Source organism: Clostridium saccharoperbutylacetonicum N1-4(HMT) (assembly GCF_000340885.1).
Taxonomy (GTDB): domain Bacteria; phylum Bacillota; class Clostridia; order Clostridiales; family Clostridiaceae; genus Clostridium; species Clostridium saccharoperbutylacetonicum.
Genome location: NC_020291.1, coordinates 4,513,096 through 4,529,670, shown reverse-complemented (window position 1 = coordinate 4,529,670; position 16,575 = coordinate 4,513,096). Strand labels below are relative to the sequence as shown.

The 16,575-nt window shown below is 29.2% G+C and carries 10 protein-coding genes; 8 read left to right on the top strand and 2 right to left on the bottom strand.

The window, feature by feature from the left end:
• Nucleotides 1–61 precede the first annotated feature (61 nt).
• The 4 genes from CSPA_RS20270 (at nt 62) to CSPA_RS20255 (ending at nt 5,539) form a co-directional block, all read left to right on the top strand.
• Entirely contained in the window at nt 62–1,129 is a 1,068-nt protein-coding gene (locus tag CSPA_RS20270) for a hypothetical protein (RefSeq protein ID WP_015394238.1), read from the top strand.
• Between the two features lie 91 nt (nt 1,130–1,220).
• Entirely contained in the window at nt 1,221–2,267 is a 1,047-nt protein-coding gene (locus tag CSPA_RS20265; protein ID WP_015394237.1) for a methyl-accepting chemotaxis protein, read from the top strand.
• Nucleotides 2,268–2,753: 486 nt separating this feature from the next.
• The gene (locus CSPA_RS20260; protein WP_015394236.1) at nt 2,754–4,097 is read left to right on the top strand and encodes an MATE family efflux transporter; all 1,344 of its coding nucleotides are present in this window, start codon (nt 2,754–2,756) and stop codon (nt 4,095–4,097) included.
• Nucleotides 4,098–4,519: 422 nt separating this feature from the next.
• Nucleotides 4,520–5,539: a transglutaminase domain-containing protein gene (locus tag CSPA_RS20255; RefSeq protein ID WP_015394235.1), complete on the top strand. Its 1,020-nt coding sequence runs from the start codon at nt 4,520–4,522 to the stop codon at nt 5,537–5,539.
• 315 nt (nt 5,540–5,854) lie between these two features.
• On the opposite strand, the gene CSPA_RS20250 is transcribed toward CSPA_RS20255, so the two are convergent.
• Complete coding sequence (locus CSPA_RS20250) at nt 5,855–7,060, bottom strand: AI-2E family transporter (RefSeq protein WP_015394234.1); 1,206 nt, start codon at nt 7,058–7,060, stop codon at nt 5,855–5,857.
• A gap of 82 nt (nt 7,061–7,142) precedes the next feature.
• Nucleotides 7,143–8,651 (bottom strand): exopolyphosphatase, encoded by a 1,509-nt coding sequence (ppx, locus tag CSPA_RS20245; RefSeq protein ID WP_015394233.1) that lies wholly within the window; start codon nt 8,649–8,651, stop codon nt 7,143–7,145.
• Nucleotides 8,652–8,853: 202 nt separating this feature from the next.
• Here ppx and CSPA_RS20240 point away from each other — a divergent pair, with 202 nt between their 5' ends.
• From CSPA_RS20240 to CSPA_RS20225, 4 genes are all read left to right on the top strand, one after another.
• The gene (locus tag CSPA_RS20240) at nt 8,854–10,908 is read left to right on the top strand and encodes an RNA degradosome polyphosphate kinase (protein WP_015394232.1); all 2,055 of its coding nucleotides are present in this window, start codon (nt 8,854–8,856) and stop codon (nt 10,906–10,908) included.
• 193 nt (nt 10,909–11,101) lie between these two features.
• On the top strand, nt 11,102–11,689 hold the full coding sequence (locus CSPA_RS30825; RefSeq protein ID WP_015394231.1) for a PspC-like choline-binding domain-containing protein: 588 nt from the start codon (nt 11,102–11,104) through the stop codon (nt 11,687–11,689).
• Nucleotides 11,690–12,089: 400 nt separating this feature from the next.
• Entirely contained in the window at nt 12,090–13,859 is a 1,770-nt protein-coding gene (locus tag CSPA_RS20230; protein WP_015394230.1) for a carboxylesterase family protein, read from the top strand.
• Between the two features lie 217 nt (nt 13,860–14,076).
• Entirely contained in the window at nt 14,077–16,452 is a 2,376-nt protein-coding gene (locus CSPA_RS20225; RefSeq protein ID WP_015394229.1) for a glycoside hydrolase family 31 protein, read from the top strand.
• Nucleotides 16,453–16,575: the final 123 nt, after the last annotated feature.

Sequence of the window (16,575 nt, the reverse complement as noted above, 5' to 3'; positions counted from 1 at the left end):
TATTTTAAGATATGTACTTTATAGGTTAAAATTTCAGAAGCACTTAGGAAAGAGGTAAGGAATGAAAAATCTCGTAAGGATATTAGCATGGACGCTTATAGCTTTAGTAATTCAACATAGTATTTTTTTATACATAGAAAATTTTTATTTGGATTCAGATGTAAAAATACAAGCTGAAAAAGTTGAAGAGAAAGAACCACCTAAAAAAGCAAATCCAAATGAAATAAATATAAAAGATGGAATAAATCAAATTTCAGTTTCTTCAGATGGTAGATTTGTAGCTTATTATGAGAACAATAAGCTTAAAGTCTTTGATAGTGTTGATAATAGTGAAAAAGAATTTCAAAGTGAAGAAAACGGAGAAGTGGCGTTTTATAAATGGTTAACAAATGAAAATAGCATAATTGTGATACAAAAAGTTCAAACAAATAATGGAGCATATTATGAACCGGTATCATTTAATGCTAAAAAAGGTGAAACAAGAGAACTGGCTGATTTTAATTTAAATGAATTGAAAATAAATATTACAAATAAGAATGATAAGGTTGATGATGTAGTGTTTTCAACAGCAACCCATACTCTTTATATTAAAATAAAAAAGGGAAATGGGAAAAGTGATTTGTATTATGCAAATATAATGAATCAATTAGAAAAAGTCAGAGCCAATAAGGATATTGACGACATAGTGGTTCCAACGACTAGCACAAATGCAGTTATGGAAATGGGGAATGGAGTAACAATTTTAAACAGTGCTGATAATATTGAAATACCTAAAGTTCAAACAATAAGAATATTGGGTAGTGATATAAATGATAATGTTTATTTTGGCGAAGAAGTAAATGGTAAAATAGCTAAAGTGTATTATACTACTTTAAGCAATACGAAACACCAATGGAACTCATTGATATTGCCAAAGCCAGTTGATAAAGCAGATATAATAATAGATTACTCAGGTAAGGTTTATGTTAATGATAAAACAGCAAATAGTGTTTTAGAACTTTTGACTAAAAAAACCATTAAATATGAAGGCCAATTTTTACAATCCTACTCTAAGGGGATTATTAGCAAGAATGATAATAAATTAATAAAAATTGAAATAGATCAAAATAAAATAGCAACGAACAAGTGATGAAATTAGATATTTTAAATATATAAGTTCTAGTTAATAGAGCTTATATATTTATCATATAAAACTTTACTAATTGAAGGGGAGTAAAAAAATGAAAAATAACAAAATCTTAACAATTAGCGTTATAACAGTAATAATTGTAGCTAGTACTATGGTACCTGCAATTCTAGGAATGTCAATAACAGTTACAGCATCAGTAAGCTTGATAGCAGCAATTGTAGCAGCTATATTTATAAGCTTAGGTATGAATCAAAATGTAAATGTTTTAGAAGTTTATAAGGAAGCACCACAAGAGGTAGTTTCTGCAGTAAAGGAAGAAGAGCCTATAATTAATACAACTTATATGAATAAAGGCAATACAGAAGAAATTAAAGAAGTAATGACGTTCCAAGAAGAAACGTTAGGTGATTTAAGTAATATTTTTAGTAATGTAATTAGTAAAGTTGAAAAAGCTGAGAATATTTTTGTAGAGTTAGACCAATCCTCAGAAGCTACAAATGACAAAGTCAATAAGCTTGCTGAAGCATTAGCTAAAACAATGTATCTTTCTAGTGTTAGCAGTGAGAGTATTGAAAATATAACTGTTGCTATGCAAAAATTAAACGATTCCAATAAAATATTAAATGAATCAGTACAGGTTGCTAATAATTACACTAAGGAAGCAACTGAAATAATTCATCTTATAGGAAATATTGCAAATCAAACTAATCTGCTAGCATTAAATGCAGCAATTGAAGCAGCAAGAGCTGGTGAAGCAGGAAAAGGTTTTTCAGTTGTTGCAGCAGAAATTAGGAAGTTGGCTGATAACGTAAAAACCGCCGTAAATAGTGTTAGTGAAATTATTAATAGTATTACAGCTTCAATAAATACAACAACAGATAATGCAAATGAAAGTGGACAACTTATTAGCGAAACAATAGATACAGTAAAAGTATCAGACGATTTGTTTAAGCAAATAGTTGGAGAAATAATTGAAATTGATGGAAATGCTACAATAGTTGGAGAATTAAGTGAAAGAAGTGAAACAGTAAAAGCTGCAATAGAAGAGATATCTGCAAGCCAACAAGAGGCATTTAATAAATTCTCCGAGATTTTGGATAAATTAGTTCAAAATATCAGAACAATGAAAAATATATAAAAAAATTAATATTATAAAGCATAAGCAATTAATTACAATTGCTTGTGCTTTTTTGTACTAAAATAAATAATTACAAAATGTGCTTTTTTTTTACAATCATGGTATACTAAATTTGTTATGCGCACACGATAACAGGATAAGCATTCCTTTTGAGGAATTATAATGCTTTTTTATTCTTTAGGAAATTATATTGTTGGACAATCTGTGGATAACTTTTGAAACAGACTAATCAACTTGGTTTAATATTTTAAAAGAATAAAAAATAAATCACATTCGCCTGCATAAGATGTTCTCATATGCAGCATAGCTGCCTTTTCTAATGTGCAGATTTTTCTCACATGCGTTCGAAAAGGCAGATGCGCACCTATAAAAAGAGTGCGAAGCACAATACGGAACTTAATATTAAAAATCTACGGCTCCACAGTCGCCTACGATTTTTTTATTAAAGCTTAAGATAAGAGGAATACTTAGGAAGAAGGATTTTTTATGTTAATAAGAAAGAATGTATTAAAATTAACAATACCAATAATTATTGAACAAACTTTTGTTATGTTGCTTGGAGTATGTAATACAATAATGGCTGGTCATATTGGTAAAGAAGCTGTGTCTGCAATTGGAATGGTGGATTCAATGAATAATTTGTTTATATCATTTTTTGCAGCTTTATCAGTAGGGGCAACAGTAGTAGTTGCCCAACAAATTGGACAAGGCCAAACTAAAAAAGCTAATGAAACTGCAAAACAAGCAATTGCATCGGGACTGGTGGTATCTGGAATGATAACATTGTTCTTATGGATTTTTCGGGTACCTATTATAAATGTTTTGTATGGTTCTGCTGAGGAATTAGTTAAATTAGATGCAAAGTTGTATATAGAATTTACTTTGTTAACATATCCTTTTATAGCAATTGAACAAATTTCTAATGGAATATTAAGGGGAACTGGAGATACTAAAACGCCAATGTTGATTACTATGTTTATGAATGTAGTAAATATAATCTTGGGATACATATTGATTTACGGAATAGATGCTATTCACATTCCGTCCTTTGGAATAATGGGAGCTGCTATGGCGATAGCTATAGCTAGAACAATTGGTACAATAGTAATAATCTTTGTGTTACTACGAGGAAGTAAAAATATAAAAATTAAAAAGATATATCCATTTAAGTTTGATATGAAAATTCAAAAAAATATATTCAATATTGGTGTTCCAGCTGGAATGGAGGCAGTAATTTTCCAAACGGGTAAATTACTAGTCCAAGTCTTTATAGTTACAATGGGGACAGCTTCAATTGCAGCAAATGCAATTGGAATGTCTATATCACAAATAATTAATGTTCCAGGAAATGCACTTTGCTTAGCTGCAACAACTTTAGTAGGGCAGTATATTGGGAGAAATGATATTAAAGGTGGAAAAAATACTTTAATATATTTAGTTAAATTTGCAACAATTTGTTTAGTTTTTGTTGCAATGCTTTTTGTTCCAATTGCAGAATGGGTAGCAGGTTTTTATACTACTGACCCAGAAGTAATAAGGCTTACAGCAACTCTTCTTAAAAGTAATAGTATTGCAATGGTTACTTGGGGGATTTCCTTTGTTTTATCGTCAGGTCTTAAAGGAGCAGGAGATACTAGGTATACAATGATGACTGCATTTATAGGTATGTGGGTATTCAGAATTGGTTTAGGGTACATATTTGGGATAGTACTTAAAATAGGTGTTCTAGGAATATGGCTAGCTATGTATGTAGATTGGATTGTAAGAGGAAGTTTGTATTGCATGAGATTAAGAGGCGAAAAATGGATTAAACATAGAATAAAAGGATAAAAATAAAGATGGGTAAATGTTTACAAAAATTAAATGTTAAGTTATAATGTTCATTGAATTAGTTGAAAATCAAAAACATATATAAATATAGCTAGTTTGTGTATAAAAGTGATTTTTAATTAGTTACAATACCTTATAATCTCTCTTTAAAAGAACTTCTTGTAATTTATGAGAAGTTCTTTTATTAGTATTCTAAGAAAAATAAATTAACTTAGATGAAGAAATTTTGTCATTTACTGATAGAAAATTTGTTATATAATAAATATAAGAAATCTGATAAAGAATATGTTAGATATGATACTAGTTAGTATTCAGTTTAACTAAAATATCTTGAGAGGAGGAAAATTAAATTTAATTATATACTAATGAAAATTACTCTAGGCTTATTAAGCAATTTGTAGGAGGAGAGAAGGGATTTGTTAATGAAGAGCTTTATAAAAAAAATATTATTTGTACTGATGGTAATATCAACATTTAGTGGACAAGTTGTATTTGCTAAAGATGATGATTTAAGTTCATATATATACAATCATTTAGAAAATTGGGATACTGAATTTGATTTTTCATATAATAAATCAGATGTATTGGATTATGTAAGAAGCATTGCACAAAAGGATGATTATTTAGATAGATCATTGGAGTCATTAGTGTATGAAAGAAGAGGATTGACCGGAACCTTAAAAGTTACATATAAAACCACAAAAACTCAAGAAGAATATATTTCAGAAGAGTTAAAAAAAATAATTTCAACAACGATTACTGATTCTATGAGTGATTTTGATAAAGTTAAGGCTATAAATAAATATTTGATTGATAGATTTGAATATGATGATAGTCTTGTATCAGACAATTCATATTCTGCATTAACTACTGGAAAAACTACATGTCAAGGCTATGCTATGACTACCTATAAATTATTAAATTTAGTGGGAATAGAAAATAAGATTGTCCTTGGAACCTTGGATGGAGTTCCTCATGGCTGGAATTTAGTTAAGCTTAATGGAAAGTGGTATCATTTAGATGTTACAAATAATGATGCTGTAGGAAATGATAAATATTTTCTTAGAAAGGACAGTATATTAGTTGCAGATGGATTTAGTTGGGAGAATAACAAATATCCAAAATGTGATGAAGATTATGACTTTGGAAATAGCAATAATGGGATAGGGCAATCTACGATTGGATATAAGTCCAATGTTGATGGAAATTGGACTTTAAATAATGGCAAATGGTATTTTTATAAGAAGACTAGAACTTATGCTAAGAGCTGGAATATTATTGATGGTAAATGGTATTTCTTTAGCAATAATGGTGACATGGAAACTGGTTGGATTTCTTTTGGTGGAAAGTGGTATTATTGCTATCCAGATAGTGGAGCAATGGCGGTAAATACAGTAGTAAATGGTTATACCGTTGATGGAAGTGGTGCCTGGGTGGCATAATGAAAGATAAACTCCTGTAAAAATACAGGAGTTTATTTTTTATTCTTTAGGAATTTATAATGCAGTAAAATCTGTGGATAATATATGAAAAAGGCTATTTAAGTGAGTTGTGTATAAGAAAAGAATAAAAAACAAATCATATTCGCCTGCATAAAATGTTCTCATATGCAACATAGCTGCCATTTCTAATGTGCAGATTTTTCTCACATACGTTCGAAAAGGCAGATGCGCACCTATAAAAAGAGTGCGAAGCACAATACGGAACTTAATATTAAAAATCTCCGGCTCCACAGTCGCCTGCGATTTTTTTGTTTTCTAATCAGTTGTATTTTTTATATCATCAGAATTAGTTTGAACTTTTGTGTGATTTTCATACCAGTTGTTTATAAGCACTTTTAGAGAAGCCGCTATTGGAACTGCAAGAAGCATTCCAAGGATTCCACCAACATCTCCACCTATTAAAATCGCTATTATTATAAATACAGCATGTAAGCCTACACTATCTCCAACAATTTTAGGTGCTAAAAGATGTCCATCAATTTGCTGAACTATAAGCATTGCTATTACTGCATAAAGGACATTTATAGGAGTTCCACTGAGTAATCCCATAATAGCTGCAAGAACAGTACCTACAATTGGTCCTACATAAGGAATCATATTCGTTATTCCTGCGAAAATACCAATTATAATAGCGTAATCAATACCAACTATTGAAAGGGAAACAGCAGATAAAACTCCAACAAAAAATGCTTCGAGTAATTGTCCTTTTAAATAATTTGAAAAGGATTGATGAATAACTTTAAAGACATAAGTTATCTTACCTCCTACCTTACTTTTCCTAAAAATTAAGTTATATATTTTATGCCATAAGTCGAAAAAGTACTCAGAATCTTTCAATAGATAAATACTTATTACTAGAGCAATGAAAAAAATTGCAACACTACTTCCAATTGACATAACATAAGAGGTCATATTACCTAGATTATTTTCAACATATTTTTGTAAGTAAACTACACCATCAACAATGTAAGGATTCATACTATTAATAAGAGGGTTATTTATTTTATCTAAAGTTTCTTTAATAGAGCTTGGAGAAAAGGAAGTATTGCTTATATATAATCCTATATGTTGCGTAATATTTGTTAAGGTAGTGTTGTTGGATAGTTGTCCACCAATCATAAAATATATACCTAATAGTAAACCTGAAAAAATGCCTACTATTAAAAGATAAGATAATGTGATAGCCAAAATACGTCTTATTGAAGCTTTTTTTATTTTAAATACTTTATTTTTTTCTAGAAATTTTTCAATGGCTTTAGTAAGAGGATATAATAGATATGCTATTATAATACCTATAATCAATGGTTTAATTAAACCTAAGATATATCCCAAAGTATCAAATGTAACTCCAAAAATTGTACCAATATTAAAAATAATTAAGAATGCTATATATATTATTACTGCAGTAATAGTTATATATATTGAGTATTTAAGTAATTTTTTATCAAATTCAAATTTCATATTGCGATAATTATCTCCTTAATTTATATTTTTTTATTACTACACACAATATATTGCAATATATTGTGTGGATAAAAATTGATTATAATTCAATAATGCATAATTTTTTATCAAAGCACTTTTTAAAACTTTCATCCATTTCTACAGGCAGACTATCCTTCATATATTTTACACTAGCCTTTGGTATAGCTAATTTGAAATTATCTTTTTCATTAATAACTACAACTTCAGCTAAACTATTATAGAAATATTTATCAATTTTATGAGCTAAGCATAAAATGGTTGAAAGTCTTTTGCAGATAAGTATTTGATCCTTCGTTAGTAAGTCTTTGTATTCATCTATAATTTTATAATCGAATTTTCCGCTAAGTGCTATTGAATATGCTGTCATCAGGATTTCTTTATGTGAAAGCCCTGCTATTAAAGAATTTATTATGATATAAAAGCTATGTTTATAAGCATGTTTAACAGAAATACTTACTCCTACATCATGCAATTTTGCAATGATTCCAAGCAATTTATTTTCTAATCTTGAATATTTAGAATTTGAATTTTCAAGATATTTATAGATAACAAAACATAAATCCCTGATTTTATCAGCATGAGTAATGTTTAAATCGTTATTAGTTAAAATATTATTTAAAGAGAATTCTAAAATATCAATATTATGAATATCCTTACCTAATAATTTTTCGTATAAGACCCCTTCACGTATTCCATATTGGCTAATTTTTAAAAGTGGACAATTACAATAGTCCATAAGCATAACTAGAGCAGAAAAAGGTGCTGTAAAAATATCAACTCTTTCTTTAGGTAAGCCTTTTAACTTTTGTTTTTGATTAAAATCAAGACTAATAACATAGTCATAAAGAATTTTGATTTCCTCAAAGGATACTGAATAATTATGCAATAAATCTAAAGGATAAGAAATAAATTTTTTATGTATTTTCCCGATGGAACGGGCTGTACCACCAATACCGATTAAAGGTAAATCTTTTTCGTTTTTTAGCCAAGGTAATTTATCGAATTCTTTAAAAATAAACTTTTTGAAATCTGCTGATAAATCTTCCTTTTCATTTTCATCAAAAGGAAATAGTTTAGTTAGTGGAATTGAACCTAAAGGTAAACTTATTCCGTGTGATATTTTTCTATCCTTAACTAAAGTGATTTCCATACTAGAACCACCAATATCTATCAGTATAGCATCACTAATATCCATCGTTGATTGAATTGTTATATAACCATAGGCTGATTCTTCTAATCCGCTTAGAATTCTAATATTTAAACCTGTATTTTTCTTTATTAAACCTAAGATATCATCTCTATTTTCTGAACGTCTAACTGCTTCTGTTGCAACTACTATTATTTCAACAACATTATTTTTTTCACAAAGAATTTTAAAAAATTCAAGAGTTATTAATAATTTTTCAATGCCTTCGTTAGAAAGTTTATTATTTTTATCAATATATTCTCCAAGTCGTGTCATTCTTTTTTCTTCATCAATAATTTTAAAAGAGTTATTTTCGTATATTTCATATACTAAAACTCTCATAGAGTTAGAACCAATATCAATTACTGCAATATTTTTCATCTGATTCCTCCTAAGATATGATACAATTATAGTAAAATTAACCAATATATAATCTGTTATTAACATGAAGTTAACAAGAATGCTAGATTATAATATTATGTATTTTAATATTGTACATTATAGATCACGTATTTTAAATACTATTATAGCAAATAATTAGATTAGGTTAAAATATTTAACTTATTTAGAATGAGGGGATATTATGAACGAGCTGCATGCGTATGATAATTACAAAAATTTCTTTAATAGAGAGTTAAGTTGGTTAGAATTTAATCAAAGGGTATTGGATGAAGCTAAGGATAATACAAATCCGTTATTGGAAAGACTTAAATTTTTAGCTATATCTAGCTCTAATCTTGATGAATTTTTTATGGTAAGGGTTGGATCTTTATATAGCCAGATTCAAGCAGGTTTTGATGAAAGAGAAGTTTCAGGTTTGACGCCTGGCGAACAAATTGAAAAGATATTAGAAAAAGTTAGAATGATGGTAAAAGATCAATATATTACATATGAGCATTTATATGATCGTTTAGGGGTAAAAAATTTAAGAATTTTAAATTATAACATGATGAATGAAGAACAGTTAAAGTTTGTAAATGAATATTATAAAAATATTCTTTATCCAGTATTGACACCAATGGTAATTGATTCAGGAAGACCATTTCCATTATTATTAAATAAAACCTTAAATATAGGAGTGATATTACAATCCAATAAGAGTGGACAGGAAGTCTTTGCAACTATTCAAGTACCATCTGTATTAGATAGATTAGTTCCTATTCCAGGAGAAAATGGAGAGAATTTTATATTATTAGAGGATGTTATAAAAAATCACTTAAGTGAGCTTTTTGGATTTAAAGTATTAACAACTGCTTGCTATAGAGTAACTAAAAATGCTGATTTAAGCTTAAATGAAGAAGGTGCAGAAGATTTACTGGAGACAATTGAGGAATCTCTTAAGCAAAGAAGATGGGGAGTAGAGGTTAGATTGGAAATTGAGCAATCTAATGATAATAGAATAATAAATATTTTAGAGCAGGAATTTGAAATATCAGAGAATCAAATATTTGAAATCAAGGGACCTATCGATTTAACATTTTGTAATAAGTTATACAACGTTAAAGGGTATAGTGAATTAAAATTTGAACAGGTGAAGAGTTTAGCAATTAAGGAGTTACAAGAAGATATTTTTCAAGCAATAAGTAAAAATGATATTTTTCTGCATCACCCTTACGAAAGCTTTTCGTCAGTTGTTAAGTTAGTAGAGACAGCAGCAAAGGATGAAAAGGTATTGGCAATCAAGCAGACACTGTATAGAGTAAGTGGAAATTCTCCAATAATTGCAGCACTTTCAAAGGCAGCAGAAAATGGTAAACAAGTAACTGTGCTTGTTGAGCTTAAAGCAAGATTTGATGAAGAAAATAATATTCATTGGGCTAGGCAGCTTGAAAAAGCTGGATGTCATGTTATATATGGGGTTATTGGACTTAAAACTCATAGTAAAATCTTACTTATTGTTAGACAGGAAAAAAAAGGAATAAAAAGATATGTTCATTTAGGAACGGGAAACTATAATGATGTAACTGCTAAGTTTTATACAGATATTGGCATTCTTACTTCAAAGCCAGAATATGGAGAGGATGCAACAGTTATTTTTAATATGCTTTCTGGATATTTCAAACCTGAAAATATGAGTAAAATAACAATAGCACCTTATAGATTAAGAAAGAAATTGGAACACTTAATTGAAAGAGAAACTGAATATGCCAAAAGTGGAAAAAAGGCGAAAATAATAGCAAAGATGAATTCCTTAGTTGATAAAAAGCTTATGATTGCCTTGTATAAGGCTTCACAAGCTGGTGTGAAAGTTCAACTTATAGTAAGAGGAATTTGTTGCTTGAAACCAGGTATAAAAGGCTTAAGCGAAAATATAACAGTTAAAAGTATTGTAGGAAGATATTTAGAACATAGCAGGATTTATTATTTTCATAATGAAGGAAAAGAGGATATTTACATATCAAGTGCAGACTGGATGTATAGAAATCTTGATAAAAGAGTTGAAACAATGACAATAATTGAGGATTCTATGATAAAGAGAGAACTAAAAGAAATGCTAGAATTATATTTAAAAGATAATGTTAAAAGTAGAATCTTGAACACAGATGGTTCTTATTCAAAAGTAGTGGCTCAGGATAAGATAATTAATGCTCAAGAAGAAATGATGGAACTTTGTAAAAAATATAATAAGAAGAAATAGTATTGAAAATGATACCTTCAATGTATGCAAAAGCAGAATTGGAGGTATTTTACATTTACAAAATCTTTAGAAGATGATAAAAAATATATATAATATACTGAAGAAATATAATATTTAAACGATAATGAATAGTAAGAATATAAATTTAGCTTGAATTATTAATATACATATAATATTCTAGGAGATGAGAAAAATGAAAAGCAAAAAATTAAGAATTTTAACTCTTGCATTAGTTGCAATTTTAGCGCAAGGAACCTGTGTATATGCGGCAAGTTCAAGTGACGATAAAGATAAATATACGAAAGAAGATTTTGACAATATGACACCTGGATTTGAATGGAAGGATATTGATAAGAGCAATCAAAAGGTTTCTTCGTACATTAATTCTTTTTCAAGCACAATAACACCAGAACAGGCTGCGAAAGATGATAAATCAACAGATTCTACAACTTCCACAACAACTACAACTAGTACAACTTCTACAACTACAGATTCAGCACCAACAGATGAAATTGTAACTACATCACCAAGTACAGGAGTAAAAGGGGATTTCTGGGGAAAAACAAAAGCAGGAAAATGGATATTAATTGAACAAGGAGTTCCTGTAATTGGCTGGAGAAGTGTTAATGGATGGTGGTATTATATGGATGCTAATGGTATAATGCAAACTGGTTGGATTAATGACGGCGATAAGTGGTATTTCCTAAGAGATAATGGAACAATGGTTTCTAATGCATATGTAGGTGGATATTATTTAACTTCTGATGGATCTATGGCATAAAAAATAATTTAATAGAAAAGTCTTTAGATTAGTATGAAGAAGATAGAAAAATAATTTTTTTGCATAATGTAGTTTTGATTTTACTAAAAACTATATTATGCTATTTTTATATATGAAATTATATCCAAATATATTGACAAGATTATCAAAAAAATGTTATTCTTAATGCAGATGAAAATGTATACATGATGTTATTGTAGGATCGTTACTGATATTCAGGCGAAACCTAAGCAAAATATAAGAATTGGAAGATGCTTATATTTTACTTAGGTTGTTTTTTTAGGAAGCAATTTTTTCTACATGAAGTTAAAATACTTAGTGATATTAAATTATGAAAAGGTTTAATAGATTTAATATTACTATTTATTAATAAACAATTGTTTTTAAAGGGGGAAAAGTAATGTGTAAAAAAACAAGTTTTTTAGTGGCAATGGCGTTATCTGTTTCATTGATGGCAGGCTCATTAGTCAGTATACCAGTTAAAGCTCAAGATGGTACTTCTGTTAATGTAGTAGCAGGAACTTCAAAAGAAGAAAATGCAGGATATTCCCAAGGTATTATTCAAACGACAAAATATGGTAAGATTAAAGGATACCAAGAAAATGATGGAAAAACTTTAATTTGGAAGGGCATACCATATGCTAAAGCACCAGTTGGTGAATTGAGATGGAAAGCTCCTGTGAATCCTGATAGTTGGGCAGGAACCTTAGATGCAACTAAAGATGGAAATATGGGAATTCAATTATCTAATGGCAAAATCGTTGGCAGTGAGGATTGTTTAAATTTAGATATTTATAGACCTAATACAAATCAAACTAATTTACCAGTTTTAGTTTATATTCATGGAGGTAATAATCAAACAGGTGCTAGCAATGAGATAAGTCCTAAGAAATTGGCTGTAAATGCTAATTGTATAGTTGTTTCTATAAATTATAGATTAGGTGCTCTCGGATTTAATAGCTTACCAGCACTTAAGACAGGAAATAAAAATGAGGATTCTGGTAATTATACTTTGTTAGATATAAGCAAATCATTAGATTGGATAAAAGCTAACATTAGTTCTTTTGGTGGAAATTCTGAAAATGTTACAGCCTCTGGATTCTCTGCTGGTGGTAGAGATGTAATGGCTATGCTTATATCACCAATATTTAAGGATAAATTTCAAAAAGCAATTTCATTTAGTGGTGGAATGACAACTGCAGATCCAGAAGATAGTGCTAAGGTAATTGCAAAAGCAATTGCTCCACTAGTAGTAGCTGATAAAATTAAAGCAACTGAAGGTGAAGCATACAAGTGGTTATTAACTGATGGAAAAGATGTAAAAGCTTATCTATATAATCTTTCATCAGATAGATTAGCTAAATTAATGGGAAATGCAGGTATAAGGATGAGTGCTTTCCCTCATTTATACAGTGATGGAACAGTTTTACCTAAGGAGGGCTTTGATACAAAGAATTATAATAATGTGCCTCTTATTATGTTAACAGGAGCTAAAGAATTCTCTTTGTTTGGTAGATATGACAAGTATTTTGCAGCTAAAGATGATAACACGCTTATGACTAATCAGGAAGCTAATAAGGAATTAAACTTTGCATTAAATTATGGAAGTAAATTATATGAATTATTCAATGCTGAAGAATCAGCTGAAAGAATGATTAAAAATTATAATGCCCAAATTTACACAGGTGATTTTAAGTGGGGGTTAGACAAGAATGTAGTAGGAGATAAAATGGCTCAATTAGCAGGACCATTTCATGGAGTTTGGATTCCTTTCCTAACAGATGAAACAACAGGTTTTAGTGCAATGTATAAAGATAGTTTTAACAATGCTGGAGCAAAAGATCTAGGTGCAAAAGTTACTGACTATATTACAAATTTCTTATGGGATGGAACTCCTAATGGGAAAATTATTACTGGATGTGAATGGAAACCTTGGAATGGCGCAAATAGTAAAACAACTCAATTAATTTTAGATGCTGACAAAAATAACGCTAAAATAAGTATGTCTAATGAAAGAATTGATTATGAAGAGATTTTAAAACAAATGGATGCTGATACTACGCTATCAAAAGAAGTAAAAGATAAATTAATAAAAGAAGTTCTTAATGGACGATGGTTTAGTGATAGATTAGATAAGCATTTTGGAAATTCTAGTCTTTGGATCAAATAGACTAATAGTTTAAAATGAATGGTGAATGATAACTTGTTAATATTGTTCACCATTCATTTTTTTCGGTTAACCAATTGATGATCCGTATTCTTTTAAAAAGGCAACAGCAGTATTTTTATATTTAATGGTTGTATAATGCAAGAAATTAATAAACTATCAGTATATAATAACAGTAAATTGATATAACTAATAGAATTATTAATATGGAGGAAAAGCTATGGATAATTGTAAAGACGTAAAAAACAGTTATGGAAAATTATTAGGATACGAGGTTGAAAACAATATAGTTAATATTGAGTTTGAAGAGGAAAAAGTATATATAAAAATAGTGAATTCTTATATAATTAATTTTTTTGTACCTTCATTTAGAAAAGAAAGAAATTCAAAAGCAGTTGAAAATTTAAAGGATAAGAATTGTGATTTTGAAGTGGAATTTATAAATGGTGGAATTCAAATATCAACAGAACAGTTGCAGCTTAAGGTATACGATTGTTTTAAAGTGGATATTTATGATAAAGAGGGTACAAGGTTATGCGCCGATTATCGAGGTGATAGTAAACCTTTTAATAGACGTTATGGTGACTATATGCTTGCTGAAGCAGAAGGACATGCTATCAATAATCAGGAAGAGTATAAGTTGTACATATCAAAAAATATGGAAGAAGAGATGTACTTTTATGGATTGGGAGAAAAAACTGGACATTTAAATAAAAAGGGTTACCATTATGTAAATTGGAATACAGATAATGCTAAACCACATGGAGAAACTTTTGATAGACTTTATAAATCAATTCCCTTCTTAATTGGATTAAGTAAAGGAAATGCTTTTGGTATATTTTTTGACAATCATTTCGAGACTTATTTTGATATGGGAAGGGATAATTCAGAATATTACTATTTTGCAGCTGCAGATGGTAATTTAGATTATTATTTTATTTATGGTCCTTCAGTAAAAAAAGTTGTAGAAGGATATACTATAATTACTGGAAATATGCCACTACCAGCATTGTGGACACTTGGATATCAACAATGCAGATGGTCTTATGATAATGAAACAAGACTTATGGAAATAGCAAACAGCCTTAGAGAAAAAGGAATTCCTTGTGATACCCTATACTTGGACATAGACTATATGGATGGATATAGAGTATTTACTTGGAATAAAGAAAGATTTGAAAATCCAGAAGCTATGATTAAAACCTTGAATAATATGGGCTTTAAGGTTGTAACAATAATAGATCCTGGTGTTAAGGTGGATAAAGGTTATAAAATTTATGATGAAGGTCTTGAAAATGGATATTTTGCAACAGATAATCAAGGGATAGTATATAGAAATGAAGTATGGCCTGGAGATTCGGTTTATCCTGATTTCTTAAGCCCAAAGGTAAGAAAATGGTGGGGAGAAAATCAAAAAATAATGATTGATGCTGGAGTAAGTGGAATTTGGAATGATATGAATGAGCCAGCAAGTTTTAATGGACCACTTCCAGATGATGTTATGTTTAATAATGATGGTATTTTAGTAACTCATAAAGAAGTGCATAATATTTATGGTCATATGATGGCGAAGGGAACTTATGAAGGTTTGAAGAAAGCAACAGGAAAGAGACCATTTATTGTAACTAGAGCATGTTATGCAGGAACTCAGAAGTATTCAACTGCATGGACAGGAGATAATCAAAGCACATGGGAGCATCTTAGAATGTCAATTCCTATGCTCATGAATTTAGGACTTAGTGGAATGGCTTTTTGTGGAACTGATGTAGGTGGTTTTGGACATGACTGTAGTGCTGAACTATTGAGCAGGTGGGTTCAAGTTGGAACATTCACTCCTCTTTTTAGAAATCATTCTGCAATGGGAACAAGGGATCAAGAACCTTGGGCTTTTGATGAAATAACTGAAGAAATTAATAGAAAATATATAAAATTACGTTATAAATTGTTGCCGTATCTTTATGATATGATGTGGAGATGCAGTAAAAATGGGGAACCAATTATAAGACCATTACTATTTAATTATCAAAATGATAAAAAAACTTATGAGATAAATGATGAATTCCTTTGTGGGGAAAATATTTTAGTAGCGCCTGTTGTTGAACAAGGAGCAAAAGCAAGAATGCTATATCTTCCAGAAGGAAATAGTTGGATAGATTATTGGACTAAAGAAGAATACGAAGGAGGACAATATATCATAAAGGAAACTCCAGTGGATGTTTGTCCGATTTACGTTAAAGGTGGTTCTATAATTCCAACTGGAGAAGATCAAAATTATATTGGTGAAAAGAAAACAAATAAATTAAATATAGAAGTCTATTTATCAAAAGAAAACACAGAAACTAGATATCATCATTATACTGATGATGGTGAAAGTTTTAGATATCAAGCTGGGGAATTTAATCATTACAAAATTAAGATAACTAATTTGGATGAAAAGGTTGAAATTAAGTTTAAGGTAATAGACAAAGGATATAAAGAAAAATATGAGAATGTTGAATTTATAATTTATAATTTAAGGGATAAAGACTTAAGTGTTAATGGTGAAGTTGTAGAAACTATTAATGAAAAAGCTGTTATTTCAAATCCTAATAAATAGAAATTTAATAATAAAATATAAAATATATATAAATTAGTATAATGTGCTAAAATGGTGTTAGATGAATGTCTGACACTATTTTTTTACGGTATTAACTGAATAATTATTTGTTTTGATTTTTAG